At 45.1% G+C, this 15,716-nt stretch carries 22 protein-coding genes; 12 read left to right on the top strand and 10 right to left on the bottom strand.

Translation table 11 applies throughout. The features are described 5' to 3' along the window. Nucleotides 1-44: 44 nt before the first annotated feature. The 5 genes from ICN22_RS05640 to ICN22_RS05620 form a co-directional block, all read right to left on the bottom strand. Nucleotides 45-1,091 (bottom strand): alpha/beta fold hydrolase, encoded by a 1,047-nt coding sequence (locus ICN22_RS05640; protein WP_255533855.1) that lies wholly within the window; start codon nucleotides 1,089-1,091, stop codon nucleotides 45-47. 36 nt (nucleotides 1,092-1,127) lie between these two features. Continuing rightward, nucleotides 1,128-1,820: a fumarylacetoacetate hydrolase family protein gene (locus ICN22_RS05635; RefSeq protein WP_216169269.1), complete on the bottom strand. Its 693-nt coding sequence runs from the start codon at nucleotides 1,818-1,820 to the stop codon at nucleotides 1,128-1,130. An 89-nt stretch (nucleotides 1,821-1,909) separates the two neighbouring features. Continuing rightward, a complete protein-coding gene (locus tag ICN22_RS05630) occupies nucleotides 1,910-2,182 on the bottom strand; it encodes a SemiSWEET transporter (protein WP_216169268.1) in 273 nt (90 codons plus the stop codon). A gap of 4 nt (nucleotides 2,183-2,186) precedes the next feature. Further along, complete coding sequence (locus ICN22_RS05625; protein WP_216169267.1) at nucleotides 2,187-2,579, bottom strand: c-type cytochrome; 393 nt, start codon at nucleotides 2,577-2,579, stop codon at nucleotides 2,187-2,189. Nucleotides 2,580-2,659: 80 nt separating this feature from the next. Continuing rightward, nucleotides 2,660-3,685 carry a substrate-binding domain-containing protein gene (locus tag ICN22_RS05620; RefSeq protein ID WP_216169266.1) on the bottom strand — a complete coding sequence of 342 codons (1,026 nt, stop codon included), beginning with the start codon at nucleotides 3,683-3,685 and terminating at the stop codon, nucleotides 2,660-2,662. 75 nt (nucleotides 3,686-3,760) lie between these two features. Between ICN22_RS05620 and ICN22_RS05615 the strand changes: the two genes are divergently transcribed. The 3 genes from ICN22_RS05615 to ICN22_RS05605 are packed head-to-tail and all read left to right on the top strand — an operon-like array spanning nucleotide 3,761 to nucleotide 5,696. Then, a complete protein-coding gene (locus ICN22_RS05615; RefSeq protein WP_216169265.1) occupies nucleotides 3,761-4,582 on the top strand; it encodes an ABC transporter substrate-binding protein in 822 nt (273 codons plus the stop codon). Between the two features lie 5 nt (nucleotides 4,583-4,587). After that, on the top strand, nucleotides 4,588-5,463 hold the full coding sequence (locus ICN22_RS05610; RefSeq protein ID WP_216169264.1) for an ABC transporter substrate-binding protein: 876 nt from the start codon (nucleotides 4,588-4,590) through the stop codon (nucleotides 5,461-5,463). Nucleotides 5,464-5,471: 8 nt separating this feature from the next. Then, nucleotides 5,472-5,696, top strand: a complete 225-nt coding sequence (locus ICN22_RS05605) for a TOBE domain-containing protein (RefSeq protein WP_046330336.1) — start codon at nucleotides 5,472-5,474, stop codon at nucleotides 5,694-5,696. Between the two features lie 92 nt (nucleotides 5,697-5,788). Here the strand turns inward: ICN22_RS05605 and ICN22_RS05600 are convergent, their stop codons facing one another. Then, the gene (locus ICN22_RS05600) at nucleotides 5,789-6,370 is read right to left on the bottom strand and encodes a hypothetical protein (protein WP_255533854.1); all 582 of its coding nucleotides are present in this window, start codon (nucleotides 6,368-6,370) and stop codon (nucleotides 5,789-5,791) included. Nucleotides 6,371-6,513: 143 nt separating this feature from the next. Between ICN22_RS05600 and ICN22_RS05595 the strand changes: the two genes are divergently transcribed. The 4 genes from ICN22_RS05595 (at nucleotide 6,514) to ICN22_RS05580 (ending at nucleotide 9,408) form a co-directional block, all read left to right on the top strand. Continuing rightward, entirely contained in the window at nucleotides 6,514-6,978 is a 465-nt protein-coding gene (locus tag ICN22_RS05595) for a GNAT family N-acetyltransferase (protein ID WP_216169263.1), read from the top strand. Nucleotides 6,979-6,985: 7 nt separating this feature from the next. Beyond that, nucleotides 6,986-7,405: a YbgC/FadM family acyl-CoA thioesterase gene (locus ICN22_RS05590; protein WP_216169262.1), complete on the top strand. Its 420-nt coding sequence runs from the start codon at nucleotides 6,986-6,988 to the stop codon at nucleotides 7,403-7,405. A gap of 21 nt (nucleotides 7,406-7,426) precedes the next feature. Continuing rightward, nucleotides 7,427-8,005, top strand: a complete 579-nt coding sequence (locus ICN22_RS05585) for a cysteine dioxygenase family protein (RefSeq protein ID WP_216169261.1) — start codon at nucleotides 7,427-7,429, stop codon at nucleotides 8,003-8,005. Nucleotides 8,006-8,112: 107 nt separating this feature from the next. Then, complete coding sequence (locus ICN22_RS05580) at nucleotides 8,113-9,408, top strand: DEAD/DEAH box helicase (RefSeq protein ID WP_216169260.1); 1,296 nt, start codon at nucleotides 8,113-8,115, stop codon at nucleotides 9,406-9,408. A gap of 39 nt (nucleotides 9,409-9,447) precedes the next feature. On the opposite strand, the gene mmsB is transcribed toward ICN22_RS05580, so the two are convergent. Beyond that, a complete protein-coding gene (gene mmsB / locus ICN22_RS05575) occupies nucleotides 9,448-10,329 on the bottom strand; it encodes a 3-hydroxyisobutyrate dehydrogenase (RefSeq protein ID WP_216169259.1) in 882 nt (293 codons plus the stop codon). A gap of 84 nt (nucleotides 10,330-10,413) precedes the next feature. Between mmsB and ICN22_RS05570 the strand changes: the two genes are divergently transcribed. Beyond that, on the top strand, nucleotides 10,414-10,707 hold the full coding sequence (locus ICN22_RS05570) for a DUF1330 domain-containing protein (protein ID WP_216169258.1): 294 nt from the start codon (nucleotides 10,414-10,416) through the stop codon (nucleotides 10,705-10,707). Nucleotides 10,708-10,764: 57 nt separating this feature from the next. Here the strand turns inward: ICN22_RS05570 and ICN22_RS05565 are convergent, their stop codons facing one another. Then, entirely contained in the window at nucleotides 10,765-10,956 is a 192-nt protein-coding gene (locus tag ICN22_RS05565) for an Hc1-related histone H1-like protein (protein WP_237150472.1), read from the bottom strand. 312 nt (nucleotides 10,957-11,268) lie between these two features. Between ICN22_RS05565 and ICN22_RS05560 the strand changes: the two genes are divergently transcribed. The 3 genes from ICN22_RS05560 to ICN22_RS05550 all read left to right on the top strand — a co-directional run bounded on the left by ICN22_RS05560 (nucleotide 11,269) and on the right by ICN22_RS05550 (nucleotide 13,392). Further along, nucleotides 11,269-12,864, top strand: coding sequence for a rhodanese homology domain-containing protein (locus ICN22_RS05560; RefSeq protein ID WP_216169363.1), 1,596 nt, complete (start codon nucleotides 11,269-11,271; stop codon nucleotides 12,862-12,864). Between the two features lie 116 nt (nucleotides 12,865-12,980). Next, complete coding sequence (locus ICN22_RS05555; RefSeq protein ID WP_216169257.1) at nucleotides 12,981-13,166, top strand: hypothetical protein; 186 nt, start codon at nucleotides 12,981-12,983, stop codon at nucleotides 13,164-13,166. Continuing rightward, nucleotides 13,156-13,392: a TIGR02450 family Trp-rich protein gene (locus ICN22_RS05550; protein ID WP_216169256.1), complete on the top strand. Its 237-nt coding sequence runs from the start codon at nucleotides 13,156-13,158 to the stop codon at nucleotides 13,390-13,392. The genes ICN22_RS05555 and ICN22_RS05550 overlap by 11 nt, the downstream gene beginning before the upstream one ends. A gap of 49 nt (nucleotides 13,393-13,441) precedes the next feature. On the opposite strand, the gene ICN22_RS05545 is transcribed toward ICN22_RS05550, so the two are convergent. Continuing rightward, complete coding sequence (locus ICN22_RS05545) at nucleotides 13,442-13,966, bottom strand: hypothetical protein (RefSeq protein WP_216169255.1); 525 nt, start codon at nucleotides 13,964-13,966, stop codon at nucleotides 13,442-13,444. 115 nt (nucleotides 13,967-14,081) lie between these two features. On the opposite strand from ICN22_RS05545, the gene ICN22_RS05540 reads away from it, so the two are divergent. Then, nucleotides 14,082-14,471 carry a group II truncated hemoglobin gene (locus ICN22_RS05540; protein WP_216169254.1) on the top strand — a complete coding sequence of 130 codons (390 nt, stop codon included), beginning with the start codon at nucleotides 14,082-14,084 and terminating at the stop codon, nucleotides 14,469-14,471. Nucleotides 14,472-14,498: 27 nt separating this feature from the next. On the opposite strand, the gene ICN22_RS05535 is transcribed toward ICN22_RS05540, so the two are convergent. Next, nucleotides 14,499-15,716: a BaiN/RdsA family NAD(P)/FAD-dependent oxidoreductase gene (locus ICN22_RS05535; RefSeq protein ID WP_216169253.1), complete on the bottom strand. Its 1,218-nt coding sequence runs from the start codon at nucleotides 15,714-15,716 to the stop codon at nucleotides 14,499-14,501.

The raw sequence follows: 15,716 nt of genomic DNA, 5'->3' as shown, positions 1-15,716 counted from the left end.
AAAAAGGTAAGCAAAGATAGGTCAGCGATCGATGACCGCCTACATTAGGATTTCGAGTTTAAGAAATCCACTACCGTCTGAACAAAAATATCCGGCACTTCAATATGGGGAATATGTCCGACATTATCCAAAGGGACTAACTTGGCATTCGGAATCGCCTGCGCTGCTTTACGACCCAACTCAGGAAAATTACCCAAAGACTTAACCGCTTCAGGCGGAGCAAAGCGACGACCAAATACGGTTCTGTCTTTCTGGCCTATGACTAACAGTACCGGCATCTTCAATTGAGGCAAGTCACCCACTACTGGCTTTTCAGCAATCATCTGATAAGTTAACACCGAGGTCTTTGCATAGGCCGGGTAGTCAGGCCCTTTTTGAATCCTGACATACACCTCTACAAATTGCTCAAAGCTCGGCTGCCATACTGGAAAATAAGTCTGCAAGAAACGGCGATAACTGGTTTCTGTTTGCGCCATTTCTAGCTTGAGTAGATTGTCATTCGTTTGTGGTGGAATATCCTTGCTGTAGTCCTCAAGACCCAATGGATTTTCTAAGATCAGTTTCTGGACAGTTTTGGGATAAAGGCGCGCATACCGAATACCCACCATGCCACCCATCGAGTTGGCAATTACTGAAGTCTTACTAATACTGAGCGATTTCAACAGAGCTTGGGTGTTCTGAGCAAGATCATCAAAGTGATATGCGACATCTGGTTTGGAAGATTTACCAAAGCCAATCTGATCAGGGGCAATCACTCGATAGCCTGCCGCAGTCAATCCTTTGATCGTAGGCAACCAATAATCGCTTGAAAAGTTCTTCCCGTGAAACAAGACTACTACACCCTTCTGCTGACCAACTGCAGGCACATCCATATAAACCATGGTGGCAGGCTGACCCTGAAGGGAAGTTTTAAATTCTTTAGTGGGAAAGGGATAAGGCCAAGCGCTGAGGCGTAAATCTAAAGGACTTGCGTTGGCATAGCGACTGGGTGGTGGAGACTCCGCTTTAGGCTGATCAACCGTTGTACAGGCCGAGAGGAAGACTCCGCCAACGCACATCACCAAAGCGATTCCTAGTGCCTTTATTTTCATCTCCACCCCTTTGCCTGTTTGAACTACTTGAAATATTTAAACGATCTTGATTTTCAGAGGGCTGAGACCTTCAACTAATCCTTCAAGTACATCACCTTTTTTTACAGGGCCCACACCAGCAGGTGTTCCAGACATAATCAAATCACCTGGCTCAAGCGTAAATAAAGTAGAGAGGTATGCAATGGTGTCAGGAACATTCCAGATCAGCTGGTTTAAGTCGCCCTCTTGGCGCACTTCACCATTGACCAAGAGTTTGACTGTGCCTTTAGTCGGATGACCAAACTGAGTGGCGGGAGTTAGCGCTGCACATGGGGCGGATTGATCAAATGCTTTACCGGTATCCCATGGGCGGCCCATTTTTTTAGCTTCGCCTTGCAAGTCACGACGAGTCATATCCAACCCAACACCGTAACCATAAACATACTCTAGCGCTTTATCCGCAGGAATATTGGCGCCGCCCTTACCAATCGCGACAACCATCTCAATCTCATGATGCACGTCATTTGACAGGTTTGGATATTGCATATCTTTACCATCAGCAACGATCGAGTTAGCTGGCTTCATAAAAAAGAATGGCGGCTCACGATCGGGGTCATGACCCATCTCACGAGCATGATCTGCATAGTTACGCCCAACGCAATAGATGCGATTCACAGCAAAACGGCGGGTATCGCCTACTACAGGTAGTGATGGAACGATGGGTGGATCGATAACGTATGTGGTGCTCATGAATTGCCTTTGTGATGAATGTCTAATTTTTTAATCATTCTGATCTGAATAAGTGATGATATTACTTGAATCAATGTCATTGCTGCCCCTTACTGCTCCTTACTACGGAGCTTGAGCACGAGAATGCTCAGAGCTAAGGCAAAGGTCAAGGCGTTAGCCAGAATCAAAGGCCACTTCTCAATAATGAGACCGTAGATCAGCCACAAACCTACCCCAGCAGTAAATAAGCTATACATCCCCACCGAGATCCCTGAGAGATCACGGGTGCGCCAAGATTGAATAGCCTGTGGCAAAAAGGCAATTGTGGTTAAAAATGCAGCGCAGTAACCAATAATCTCAATCTGATGTGGCAATAAATTCACGCGCTTACGGCTTCTTATTCAGGCTCGCTTTACGCGCTTCAATTTCTTTATTGATGGCCGCTAGGGTTTTTGCGTCAGGAGTCTTCCAGTTACCACCCGCCTTATTGACCATATAAGCCACTGCCTCTGAGAATCCTTCTACCGTGAGATTGGGGTTACCGCCTTTGGCTGGCATTCCTCTCACGCCAACATAACCGTGTGCAGTGAGGGTGACCTGACCTTCCGCAATCAATGGAGCCCATTGAGCTTTATCACCAAACTTGGGAGCCTTGAGAACGCCAGCGCCATGGCAGCCTGCGCAGACTTGCTTATAAGTATTCTCACCAGGTTCAGCAAGGGCGGCTAATGGGGAGAAAAAACAAGCGGCAAGAACAAAGGGGTGAAGGAGCGATTTCATGGGTAGCTTCTCTGAGATAGGTGGGTGTGACTCATAATTTATCTCATTTTCAGACGTCGCACTCATTTTGCTCGCGCTACTTAAAGCCAACCGGCAATCTGTCGCTTTAGTCCAATCGACTTATAGCCTGGACTGGCGCTGGATAGAACCCGAATTTTCCGAATGAGTTTTGCGAAATCGGGATTCAGGCTAAGCTCCTTATTCATCGCAAGAAAGAAGATTTCGTCTTTCAACTGAATGAAATCAAGGCCATTCTCTAATGCGATGCTTTTAACACCCATACCTACATCCGCTTTTTTAGCCAAGATAGCTGTAGCAATTGCGGAGTGCGTGAACTCTTCATTTTCGTAGCCCCTGATGCCATGAGCATCAATACCCTCTTTAGCCAAAATGGTATCTAGGAGCAAGCGCGTACCAGACCCTTTCTGGCGGTTAATAAAGCGAATTTTGGGTCTTAGTAAATCTTTAGGAGAAATAATATTGAGTGGATTTCCCTTGGCCACCAACAGACCCTGTACGCGCTTCATCACGGGAAATATTTGCATCCCTTCTTTTTGTAGTCGCTTGGAAATAATCAAGGAACTTTTTGGATCCGAAACATGGTAACCAGCAATATCGACTTCATAATTTTGTAGACGCTCCAAAGCCTCACCCGATCCAGCGGTAATGAGTTCAAAGCCGCCAATATTTAAAACTGCTTTTTGAATGATCGGATCACTACTACTAGCAAAGCGCCATTGTTTTTTTGCCTTCACTCTAAATTGCGCAAAGCCCTCTTCTAGGTGCGAAAGACTGGATTGCCCTAATCGTATGGTCTTTTGATCAAAGTCTTCGGTAAATTGAATTAAGTACCTTGCGTATTCTGATAATTGGGAGCCATGCCCCCTCACGCGATTCATCAACTTAAATCCCAAGGCTAGCTCCACATCATTGAGTTTTTGCCAAACATTTCTATAAGAAAGCCCCATCTTTTTGCAGGCAGACATCAGCGTTTTGCCGTGATCAATATCCTTTAATAAGGCGGTCAACCACACCAAATCGACTACAGCTGGATCTTTAGCATTCTTATTACCAAAAACTAGGGTTGGTCGGATCTGAATTCTCATATGTAATTTTTTGCATATTGATGTTTTGTAATATAACAAATCTTAACCGAACCTACCTTATGGAGCTCTATTCAAATGACACACCCATTTAAGCAATTACTGGCAAGCGCTATTACTGCACTAATGCTTATAAGCAGCACATCGAATGCACAAGAAAAAAGTATTGTCCTTTCTTCAACCACCTCCACAGAGCAATCTGGTCTTTTTGGATTCATCTTGCCAATCTTCAAAATGAAGAGCGGGATTGATGTCAAAGTAGTTGCTGTTGGAACAGGTCAAGCCCTAGACATTGGACGTCGTGGCGATGCAGATGTCGTGTTTGTTCATGACAAACCTGCTGAAGAAAAGTTTATTGCTGAGGGTTTTGGCACAAAACGTACTGAAGTCATGTACAACGACTTTGTCTTAATTGGACCTAAAGCAGATCCAGCCAAAATTGCTGGTGGTAAAGACATCAAAGTCGCATTTCAAAAGATCGCTACAGCACAGGCACCATTCGTATCCCGTGGTGACAAGAGCGGTACACATGCAGCTGAATTGCGCTACTGGAAAGATGCTGCCGTTGCGGTGGCTCCAAGTGCTTGGTACAAAGAAACTGGCTCCGGTATGGGTCCAGCATTAAATACCGCTTCAGCAATGAATGGCTATATCTTGGCCGATCGTGCTACCTGGCTTTCATTCAAGAACCGTGGCGATTTAACGATCCTAGTCCAAGGCGACCCAAAGCTATTTAATCAATACGGCGTGATGTTAGTCAACCCAGCCAAATTCCCGCATGTGAAAAAAGCAGAAGGCCAAGAATTCATTGACTGGATTACTTCCAAAAATGGTCAAGACGTGATTGCCAGCTATCAAATTGGTGGTGAGCAACTCTTCTTCCCGAATGCCAAGAAATAATGCATATGAAATATCCCCATCTATTAATTAGCACCCTACTCACCGCTTTGCTACTGGGACTTGGAATGCAAACATCGACAGCGCAATCCAATCCGCCAAAAGTAGAAGCTACTTATGGTCAAGGTGCCAAGAGCTTTAAATTGGCCACTGGCAGTCCCGGTGAGTTGGGTCTACTGCAAGAACTTGGTGAGGCCTTTGATAAGAAAGAAGGTGCGCGCCTGGTGTGGATTAAGGCGGGAAGCGGCGCCTCTCTCAATTTACTGAAAACAAAGCAGGTTGACATGATCATGGTGCATGCGCCAGATGGGGTTAACAAGGCAATTACTGAAGGATGGGCAACTGGCAGAACGCTGATTGGTTCTAATGAGTTTTATATAGTCGGCCCTAAAGCCGATAAGGCCAAGATCCAATCTGCAAGCAGTGGCGCAGATGCCTATACAAAGATCGCGAAAACACAGGCTAACTTTATTTCTCGGGGTGATAAATCCGGTACACACCAAAAAGAAATGGATATTTGGAAAAAAGCTGGGGTTGCGCCAGAAGGTAATTGGTATATCGTAACCAATGACTTTATGACGGCATCACTCAAAAAGGCAAATGCAGATAAAGCCTATTTCATGACAGATAGCAGCACTTGGGTAGCAGAGAAAAATGTCGCTCCTGAGTTACAAATTCTGTATCGAGGCGACCCTTACTTAGTTAATACCTATGATGCTTTAGTAGCACCCGTGGGTGCAACTGAAAATCGCGATATTGCCGCCAAGTTCATTCAGTTTGTAGCATCTGATGAAGGCCAGACTATTATTCGCAATTATGGCAAAGCTCTGTACAAAGAAACCCTCTACAATGATGCCGTCTACGCCAAACAATACGTCCAATAGGAGAAATCATGGAACTTAAAGTCAAACTCAGCGCACGCAATACGCTTAGCGGAAAAGTAGTTGAACTCAAAATGGGTCAAACCACCTCTCACGTTAAATTAGATATCGGCGCTGGCCACATTGTTACTGCATCTATTACTAATGAGGCAGTCGATGAACTCAATCTTAAGGTTGGCGATCAGGCTTGGGCAGTCATTAAAGCTTCTGATGTGATGATTGCTAAAGACGCTTAATCTTTCCCTGCATGCAAAAGGCCCGCAGTTTAATGCGGGCCTTTTTCTTTACCGCATCAGCACTGAGTCGTGCTGAATGAATGATCAGATACTTATTTCTTTGGTGTTACGAAGCCAATTGCTGTGTCGTCAACGAACTCAACCAATACGTCATCACCAGCCTTAAATTTCTCAAGACCTAAAACGCTTTGATCTACTTTCACTTTTTGCTTCTCGCCTGATGGTAATGTGAATGTCACAACGCGAGTCTTTGCATCGATCGTAGTAATTTTCACGGTGGCATAAACGGTATCTGTTGTCTCTTCAAATGGCTTAGCTGAACCTTTACCAGCGATCACAACAGAGCGAACACCTGAAACACCTGGTTTTGCATCCTTAGGAGCAGCAACCAAACCAACTGCAATCGCTTGAGCGTGCTCAACCACAAACAGATCGCCCTTCTTTACCTTATCCAAATCATTGACTTGCTTAGATACGTTCATTTGAGCCAAGTTACCGTTAGCGTCCTTCAGTACTACGATGCGCTTCTTTACGTCCACTGAATCAACAGTAGCAGTCAGTACAACTGCTTCGGCTGCCAAAGGCAACATTTTTGCTGGTGCTTGAGCAAACACTGAACCTGCAACAACTAAACCGAGTGAGGCAACTAATGTAGCTAGTAAAGATTTCTTCAAGATAACTCCTAAATAAAGGTTTTTTAAGGAGTGCCAGTCTCTGACACCTCCGATTCATTCTAACCATGAAGTGAGTTACTTTTAAGTCTTAGAGATCATATTTACACTTTAAATGGGTCCAATTTGCTACATTAGAAGCCTTTATGACTCATTCGCAGACCCCTATCGTAATCCTGCTTAAAACCTGGCAGGATGCCAAGCTAGATGCTTACCCCATTCGAAAGTGCGTCTTTGTTGAGGAGCAAGGCGTTCCAGAAGAGATGGAGCTCGATGAATTCGACCTCAATGCTCAGCATGCACTTGCCTATGCAGGCCCAGAATGCATCGGTACAGCTCGTCTGGTTACTCTATCTGGGAGTGTTGGAAGCATTGGAAGAATTGGACGCATGGCGGTATTGCCAAAGCATCGAGGGCAAGGTATTGGTAAAAAACTGCTGAAGGGTTTACTTAAAGCATCCCAATCCCAAGAAATCAAACAAGTCGAGTTACATGCACAGGTATCCGTGATCCCGTTTTATGAGCAATTTGGGTTTATTGCTCAAGGTGATGTTTATGAGGAAGCCGGCATCCCACATCGCGATATGATTCTACGTATCCAACAGTATTGAAATTACCATGACTCAGACTAATCACCCGCCTTTCCTTTTTCGTGTTTGCTACTCCGATACGGATGCAGCAGGCTTTGTGTATCACGCCCGTTATTTAGAGATCTTTGAGCGCAGTCGCTCAGAATGGCTTCAGCAAAGAGGCTTAAGTCCAACAAAATTAGTCAATGAGTTTGGTATTCTTCTTCCCGTTCGTGAGATCACTATGAACTTTCATAGGCCGGGACGCTTAGATGATCTGTTCAGTATTGATCAAATCATTGAACATCGTGGTCGCACTCAAATTGCAGTGAAGCAAACTGCTAAGCGGATTGTTACAGGTAGCGAGCCGGAGCTGATTGCCAGCGCTGTTCTGCATATTGTTTGTGTGGATACTACCACCCTTAAACCTAAGGGACTTCCCGATTGGCTATTTGCAGCCGATCAATAAGACCTCAATTTAGGAGCATGTATGCAAGAAGGAAAATTACTGAGTTTTGTGAAAGGTCTCGCGACGCTACTGGAGACCAATCCTAGTGAAGAGATCATTTTTTCCAAGGGTAAGCAACTCTTAGAAAACTTAATCCAGTCTGATGACTGGCTATCAGAGGAATTTTGCAAACCCCATCCACAGTATTACCAGCAATACTTGCTGTATGCAGATCCATTGGATCGCTTTTCAGTAGTGAGCTTTGTGTGGGGTCCGGGTCAAAAGACACCGCTGCATAACCATACCGTTTGGGGAATGATTGGTCAGTTGCGCGGGCAAGAACGCAGTACTAACTATTACCGTCAGTCTAATGCTAGCTATCAAGCTGATGGGTCCTTTATTTGCGATCCAGGCCAAGTAGCCACTGTATCTCCCAATACACATGACATCCACATAGTTGAGAATGCCCTGAGCGACCAAACCTCCATTAGCATCCATGTTTATGGTGGAAACATTGGCCGTATCGAACGAGCTGTATTTGATCCGCTTATAGGTTCAGAAAAATTATTTATCTCGGGGTATGCCAATTCGGTAACGCCAAATCTTTGGAATGCGGCCTGATAGCTTAAAATAGCGACTCTTTCTGCAAACACTGCAAGTGTGGCAGCTCACCCCATTGGCCGGGATAGTCGTTTAATTGAATACGGGTCAATATTTATTTGGCCCCTATGTTATTTAAAGATCTTGGTTTATCAGAACCTATTCTTCGCGCAATTAGCGAGGAAGGCTATACCAGCCCTACCCCCATTCAAGAAAAATCAATCCCTGCTGTATTGAAGGGTGGCGATTTACTTGCCGCCGCTCAAACTGGCACCGGTAAAACTGCCGGCTTTACCCTACCAATTCTGCAGCGCTTAAGCAGCACTTCTCAGGCTGGCGGCAAACGTCAATTACGTGTATTGATTTTGACCCCCACCCGCGAACTAGCTGCACAGGTTCAAGAGTCCGTCGTGACCTACGGCAAATATACTGGCCTTAAATCCACCGTTATATTTGGTGGCGTCGGCGCTAACCCGCAAATTAAAGCTATTGCTGCAGGACTTGATATCTTAGTAGCAACACCGGGTCGCTTGCTTGACCTGATGTCGCAGAACTGTGTATCACTTGCCAATATTGAAATTCTGGTTTTGGATGAAGCAGATCGCATGTTAGATATGGGCTTCTTGCGAGATATTAAAAAGATCTTGGCAGCATTGCCAAAGCAACGTCAGAACTTACTGTTTTCAGCGACCTTCTCTACTGAGATTAAAGCCTTAGCGGATGGCTTGCTGAATTCACCAGCATTAATTGAAGTAGCGCGGAGGAACAGCACCAATGACGCTATTGCCCAACTCATCCACCCGGTCGATAGAAACCAAAAACGTCCTTTGTTAGCGCATCTGATTAAAATAAATCAGTGGCAACAAGTTCTCGTGTTTACTCGTACCAAGCATGGTGCCAATAAATTAGTGACTCAGCTTGAGAAAGATGGCATCACCGCCATGGCGATTCATGGCAATAAGAGTCAAAGTGCACGTACCAAAGCTTTGGCAGAATTTAAGGATGGGAAAATCACTGTTCTAGTAGCTACTGATATTGCTGCACGCGGTATCGATATTGATCAACTACCTCACGTTGTGAACTACGACCTACCAAATGTCTCCGAGGATTATGTTCACCGCATTGGTAGAACTGGTAGAGCTGGCTCAAACGGAGTTGCGGTTTCTTTAGTCTGCGTTGACGAACATGAGATGCTTCGAGATATTGAAAAACTCATTAAGCAAAAGCTACCGCGGGAAGTGATCGCTGGATTTGAGCCAGATCCGAATGCCGTGGCACAACCAATCCAATTACGAAGCCAGCAACACCAGCAATCCAGAAAACCTAGACCAGGCAATGCTGGCGGTGGTATTGGTAGTGAAAATGGCGGAGCCAGACCTGGAGCTAAACGTAGTAGCCCGCCCAAACGCAGCTTTAATCGATAAATGCAGAGTTTGAGATGGGCTGCATTGAATAGCCCAATTTCAAACTAGCTTGAGATTAAATACACTAGAAAAATCGAGCTGCCCATTGCCAGCTTTGCTGTGGGCTTCGTAGAGTTTGCGGGCCAACTCTCCAAGTGGAACGCTCGCATCTAAGTCACTTGCATTCTCAGTAGCTAAGCCGAGATCTTTCAACATCAGATCTACACCAAAGCCACCCGCATAGCCTTTTGAGGATGGCACGTTCTCCATTACCCCAGGACAAGGGTTGTAGAGCTCTAAGGCCCAGTTACGGCCAGAGCTCTTGGATATAATGTCGGAGAGCACCTTCGGGTCCATGCCGTTAGCTATACCTAGGCGTAATGCCTCACTCGTGCCGAGCATCTGAATGCCTAAGAGCATGTTGTTGCAGACCTTCACGGTTTGGCCACTGCCACTTGGACCTGCATGAAAGATATTCTTACCCATCTTCTCTAGCAATGGTCGAGCTCGGTCAACATCAATACTCTCCCCGCCCACCATGAAGGTTAAGGTTGCTGCTTGGGCCCCTGCAGTTCCACCGGACACTGGTGCATCAATCATGGCAAAGCCTTTAGCTTTTGCTTGGGCGGCCACAGCTTGCGCTACCTTAGGAGAAATCGTGGAGCAGTCGATGAGTAAAGACTTGGGATTGGCTACAGCAAGCAAGCCAGAATTACCCAAGTACAAAGCCTCAACATGCCGTGAGGCTGGGAGCATACTAATAATGGCATCTGCATCAGCAACGGCGTCGGATGCACTCAGCACAGGGAATCCACCGCCAGCCTTAAACGCATCTAGTTGCGCCTGAACGAGATCAAATCCATGAACCTGGTGACCTGCTTTAACTAAATTGAGGGCCATAGGAAGACCCATATTGCCTAAACCTAAAAATGCGACTTTCATAAGCGCCTCGTATGAAACAGTAAAGTTTTAATATCTCACTATAGCTTGCTAATAAACGAGCTTGATCAATTTTTGGAGAATGAAATGACTATTAGGGTAATTGGTCTGATTCAGCTAAATGATCTTGAGGCTTTTGAGGAGTACCGATCGCAAGTAGGAGATACAGTCAGCCTCTATCAGGGCAAGATCATCTCTCGTGGCTCCTTAAATACATTTTTATGGAATGAATTGAAGTGCGATTCCTTTAGCGCTGTTGTAGAGCTGGAGTTCCCAGATCTAGAGCACTCAGAATCATGGGCCAATAGCCCTGAGTATCAAAACTTACTAGCAATTCGCAGCAAAGCCATGAAGCTCACTTTATTTTCTGTCAGCCTATAAAAATAAAGCCCGGCTCCTTGTGGGGGCCAGGCTGAATTCAATTTAAGTTAAGAAGAGTTACTTCTTAGCTTCCATAGCTTCTTTGGTAGCAGTAATTTCTTTGCGACGCTCTTTGCATGCACCGGCAATTTCTTGCAAGGCTTTACGAGCACGAGCAGCAGATGCCTTGACACCCTTTTCAATAAACTTTTCGTTCTCTGCTTTGTAAGTTTCAAAAGCAGCCAACAATGTATCGTGTTGTGACATCATGTCTCCTAGATCTTTAATTAAAGTTTGAGTATTGAGCTCGGAAATAGTATATCCCCATAAAAAGCAGGGAATTACAGGTCCAGCCCTAGGGATAACTCTTATATGGACTAAATCCCTCAAAATGAGAAAAACTATTAAAAACAATGGAGATGCGCCTAAAAAAACAAAAAATCCCCCGTTTATGACCTATCCTCTAAAAAAAGGCGAGTCCATGCTTTCGAGGCATTTTTAGTCGGATATCTTGCGTGAAAATTGAATATTTCCTTAGATTTACGCCTAAATTAGCCACCACAATTAATCCAGAAAAGAATGATGTCTATCAAAAATCAAGACTATGCATTTGTCCGCAATAAGCTCCTTAAAAAAGAAGAAATTGCCCTATTAGATGTTCGCGAAGAAGATCCTCATGCACAAGAACATCCTTTGTTTGCTGCCAATCTCCCACTGTCACGGATTGAGGTTGATGCATTCAGTAAGCTCCCCAGAAAAGATGTGCCGATTGTTACGCTTGATGATGGCGAGGGGCTTGCGCAATTAGCAGCAAAAAGACTCTCTAAACTTGGCTATGTCGATGTTTCAGTATTTGCAGGCGGTGTTACAGCATGGAAGGCTGCTGGTGGAGAGGTCTTTAAAGATGTAAATGTTCCGAGTAAATCTTTTGGTGAGTTTGTGGAATCAAAGCGTCACACACCTTCCCTGTCAGCGCAAGAAGTAAAGAAATTAATTGACGACAAGGAGGATGTAGTCGTTGTAGATGTACGTCGCTTTGATGAATATCAAACTATGAGCATTCCAACTGGCATTAGCGTCCCTGGTGCCGAATTGGTTTTGCGCCTTCCAGAATTAGCACCCAATCCTAAGACGAAGATCATCGTCAATTGCGCAGGTAGAACACGTAGCATCATTGGCACTCAATCGCTCATTAATGCTGGCATCCCAAATGAAGTCAATGCATTACGCAATGGCACGATTGGCTGGACCTTAGCTGGTCAGGAGCTAGATAAAGGGCAAAGTCGTAAATTCAAAGAGGTAAGTGAAAGTACTGCTACCACAGCTGCAGAGCGTGCACGTAGCGTAGCTGATCAAGCTGGAGTAAGGCGGGTTAAGCTGGCCGATATCGAGCAATGGAAGTCTCAGGCTGAGCGCACTACGTATTTCTTTGATCCAAGAACGCCTGAAGAATATGAAGCTGGTCACCTACCTGGGTTTCGGTCAATACCAGGCGGACAATTGGTTCAAGAAACAGAAATGGTAGCGCCTGTTCGTGGTGCACGTATCGTTTTATCTGATCCTGCTAGCGTAAGAGCAAATATGCCAGCTTCATGGCTTGCCCAGATGGCTTGGGATGTCTATGTGATTGATGACATCAAAGCATCGGATCTGACGCAGAAAGGAGCCTGGATTGCACCTCAGCCGCAAACACCTCATATTCAAATGGTGGATGCGAAAACGGCTGCATCATGGTTAAAAGATGATGCCAAGACGATTTGCATCGATCTGAGCACTCATGCAAATTATGTCAAAGGCCATATTCCTGGTAGTTGGTTTGCACTACGTTCTCAGTTTGCTAGCGCTCTGAAGAATCTTCCCGTAGCAAATCGCTACGTACTCACCAGCACTACAGGTGACTTAGCTATATTTGCTGCACAAGAAATTCAAGCGCTCACTCAATCTCTCAATCAGGCGGAAGTATTCGTGTTGACTGGAGGTAATGCAGCATGGATCAAAGCTGGTCTTGATATTGAAAAAGGCGCTACGCATTTAGCATCACCCCCAATGGATCGCTACAAACGACCATACGAGGGAACAAGCGTTGATCCTGCCGCGATGCAGGCCTACCTAGATTGGGAATTTGGTTTGGTAGAGCAGCTTGGCAAGGATGGCACCCATCACTTTTGGGTACTTTGATCATAGTGATGAACAAAACAATCCCCCTCTTGATACTGGCTTTAGGGCTCTCAGCATGTGGGCGAGAAACATACACTACCTGGTCGTGCACTGATAGCACTGGGAGTAAATCTCCGATGATTCTCAAAAAAGCACAGATGCAGTTTCAGAATCGTCAGTACGACTACTGTGGAAGTCTTGGTCCACTGAGTTATTTTGATCTGAAATGCCCTACCCAAATACAGGACTCCAGCAATATCTTTACGACCAGCTCAGGCAAACTCATCAGCAACACAAATGAATTTCAGTGTAATGAGCTCTAAAGAACTCAATCTAATTAGCCCCAAAAAACTACTGCTGAGCAAATGGACAGCGGTAAAACCAAGTCATAAGCGAAAACACTTTTTAGTCAGCAAAGTCATCCTGCCTGAGTTACCAGAGGTGGCCATTGAGTTTGTAGTGCTAGAAGCTGTTTTTGATCAACATTCTCAAATCATTCCTTGGCGTGAGCTTAAGGATACCAATACCTGGTTGCAGGGCTGGGTATAAAAAAGCCGCCAATCAATTGGCGGCCCCTTAGAACTTAGTTAAAAAATAACTACTTCTTCTTACTTGTATCTGAAGATTTTCTGAGATGCTCTTCGATATTCTTTTCTGCTGTGTCGGCTACTTGGTTCACAATTTTTCGCCCCTCTTTAAACATCTTCTGCCCAGCAGTTGACATATCATGAACTACCTTAGATAACTTGTCAGCATGTCCTGGCAATTTACTTTCAGCATCCTCAAGCCAAGTCACTAAAGAGCTGCGAACTTTCTCTAAATGCTTTTCGGTTTCATCAGCCGCATTGTCACCAATGTCCTTGAGAACAGATTTCACTTTCTTTTGATAAACAGTGGCGCGTTTTGCAGCTTCCTTGGTAGCTAACTCCTGAAGCTCTTTGAGCTTAGCAAGATCATTTTTGGCGGCAGACTTAGCGCTCTCCATGGCATTTTTCATGCCCCACTGAATTTCTTCAAGATGATGCTCGCTCAGATCTTTGGCGGCATCTAATAACTTATGGGAATAGGCGAATAGCTCCTTCGCCTTTTCCTGTTGCCATGCTTGAATATCCTTATGGTCCATTGCATTTCTCCTTGAGTTAAGTAAACATTCTGATCAATTAAAAAGTACACTTCTACTCTATACCCAAATCACATTCTTGCCAATTCCCTGCTCTCTTAGCATTAAAATTAGGGGTATGAGCGAAAGAAAAAACCTGTACGAAATGATTGGCGGCGCTGCAAAGCTTGAAGAATTAGTGGATCGATTCTACGATTTGATGGCCCTAGAAGAGGCCTTTACAGACTTGCGAGATCTACATTCACAGGATCTATCGAACTCTAGAGATAAGCTCAAGCTATTTTTATCAGGCTGGATGGGCGGTCCAGATGTCTACTCTCCAAAGCATGGCCACCCCATGCTGCGCGCACGTCACTTACCCTTCAAGATTGGTCTCAAAGAACGTAATCAATGGCTAGCTTGCATGTATCGCGCAATGGAAGACTGTGGAATTAATAGTCAGGTTGGCGCCCAGCTAGAGGAGTCTTTTTTTAATACAGCTGACTGGATGAGAAATCAGCCAAACTAAGTAGTCTATTGATGCTTCAAAATCTCTTTAGATCGATTGTGCGCAAACGTAACCACTGGCCCAGGCCCACTGAAAATTATGACCGCCAAGATGACCCGTGACATCAACACACTCGCCAATGAAATATAAACCCGGATGATTTCGGGCCATCATCGTTTGGCCGTCAAGCTCTTTGGTATCTAAACCCCCCAACATCACTTCAGCTTTTTTCCAACCCAGAGTTCCAGCTGGCTTTACTGACCAATTGGTAATGAGTTCTTTAAGTGACTGACGATCCTTTTTTGAAACCTCAGCCCATTTTTTACCAAGAAGGTTTTTCTGCTCAGCAAATGCTTTTGCTAGGCGCAATGGCATTACTGAAGCCAAGATATTTTCCGTCAGCTTGAGGCGGTTATCTTCGTGATTAAATAATTCATCGCAAGTAAATTGACCATGAGCCTCTACTGCACCTAACCAATCAACATGAATTTCCTCACCTTCGGCCCAGTAACTACTGGCCTGCAACACTGCAGGTCCGGAGAGGCCTTTATGGGTTAAGAGCAGATCCTCATTAAAGCGACACGCGCCATAACGCTTTCCCTTGGAGCCTGCCGCAATACGCACCGGCAAGCTGAGGCCGGACAATTCAATCAGATTATCAAATTCACCAGATGTAAATGAGAGTGGTACCAGTGCAGGACGTGGATCAATAACATTCAGTCCGTATTGCTTCGCGATATCCAAGGAATATGCTGTTGCACCAATTGCCGGGACTGGTAAACCACCAGTTGCCATGACTAATGATCTAGCTCTCTCATGACCCGCATTGGTTTTAATAGTCCATTCCCCTGCTACATTTGAAATCGATTGCACTGCAACTGGATGACGGATATCGACATGGCCTTTAGCGCATTCAGCAAGCAACATCTCGATAATTTGCTTTGCTGAATCATCGCAAAATAACTGACCCTGATGTTTCTCATGATAGGCAATGCGGTAAGACTGCACTAACTTGATAAATTCTTTTGCGGGATAGCGCGCTAAGGCACTTTTTACAAAGTGGGGGTTTAGGGATAGAAAATTTGCTGGACTACTATGCAAGTTAGTGAAGTTACATCTTCCCCCACCGCTAATCCGAATTTTCTCGCACAAGATATCAGCATGGTCGAGTACCAAGACCCTCTTGCCCAACTGGCCAGCAACACTAGCACAAAAGAGTCCAGCAGCTCCACCGCCGATAATAATGGCATCCCATGCCTTACTCAT

The organism is Polynucleobacter bastaniensis, from assembly GCF_018882205.1.
Lineage (GTDB): Bacteria > Pseudomonadota > Gammaproteobacteria > Burkholderiales > Burkholderiaceae > Polynucleobacter > Polynucleobacter bastaniensis.
Note: the sequence above shows the minus strand (reverse complement) of the source record. Positions and strands in the feature narration are given on the sequence as shown.

Coding starts and splice junctions, on each gene's coding strand:
- ICN22_RS05640 (WP_255533855.1), bottom strand. CDS start 1,091: ATGAAAATAAAGGCACTAGGAATCGCTTTGGTGATGTGCGTTGGCGGA.
- ICN22_RS05635 (WP_216169269.1), bottom strand. CDS start 1,820: ATGAGCACCACATACGTTATCGATCCACCCATCGTTCCATCACTACCT.
- ICN22_RS05625 (WP_216169267.1), bottom strand. CDS start 2,579: ATGAAATCGCTCCTTCACCCCTTTGTTCTTGCCGCTTGTTTTTTCTCC.
- ICN22_RS05620 (WP_216169266.1), bottom strand. CDS start 3,685: ATGAGAATTCAGATCCGACCAACCCTAGTTTTTGGTAATAAGAATGCT.
- ICN22_RS05615 (WP_216169265.1), top strand. CDS start 3,761: ATGACACACCCATTTAAGCAATTACTGGCAAGCGCTATTACTGCACTA.
- ICN22_RS05610 (WP_216169264.1), top strand. CDS start 4,588: ATGAAATATCCCCATCTATTAATTAGCACCCTACTCACCGCTTTGCTA.
- ICN22_RS05605 (WP_046330336.1), top strand. CDS start 5,472: ATGGAACTTAAAGTCAAACTCAGCGCACGCAATACGCTTAGCGGAAAA.
- ICN22_RS05595 (WP_216169263.1), top strand. CDS start 6,514: ATGACTCATTCGCAGACCCCTATCGTAATCCTGCTTAAAACCTGGCAG.
- ICN22_RS05590 (WP_216169262.1), top strand. CDS start 6,986: ATGACTCAGACTAATCACCCGCCTTTCCTTTTTCGTGTTTGCTACTCC.
- ICN22_RS05585 (WP_216169261.1), top strand. CDS start 7,427: ATGCAAGAAGGAAAATTACTGAGTTTTGTGAAAGGTCTCGCGACGCTA.
- ICN22_RS05580 (WP_216169260.1), top strand. CDS start 8,113: ATGTTATTTAAAGATCTTGGTTTATCAGAACCTATTCTTCGCGCAATT.
- mmsB (WP_216169259.1), bottom strand. CDS start 10,329: ATGAAAGTCGCATTTTTAGGTTTAGGCAATATGGGTCTTCCTATGGCC.
- ICN22_RS05570 (WP_216169258.1), top strand. CDS start 10,414: ATGACTATTAGGGTAATTGGTCTGATTCAGCTAAATGATCTTGAGGCT.
- ICN22_RS05565 (WP_237150472.1), bottom strand. CDS start 10,956: ATGATGTCACAACACGATACATTGTTGGCTGCTTTTGAAACTTACAAA.
- ICN22_RS05560 (WP_216169363.1), top strand. CDS start 11,269: ATGTCTATCAAAAATCAAGACTATGCATTTGTCCGCAATAAGCTCCTT.
- ICN22_RS05555 (WP_216169257.1), top strand. CDS start 12,981: ATGATTCTCAAAAAAGCACAGATGCAGTTTCAGAATCGTCAGTACGAC.
- ICN22_RS05550 (WP_216169256.1), top strand. CDS start 13,156: ATGAGCTCTAAAGAACTCAATCTAATTAGCCCCAAAAAACTACTGCTG.
- ICN22_RS05545 (WP_216169255.1), bottom strand. CDS start 13,966: ATGGACCATAAGGATATTCAAGCATGGCAACAGGAAAAGGCGAAGGAG.
- ICN22_RS05540 (WP_216169254.1), top strand. CDS start 14,082: ATGAGCGAAAGAAAAAACCTGTACGAAATGATTGGCGGCGCTGCAAAG.
- ICN22_RS05535 (WP_216169253.1), bottom strand. CDS start 15,716: ATGAGTAAGGCATGGGATGCCATTATTATCGGCGGTGGAGCTGCTGGA.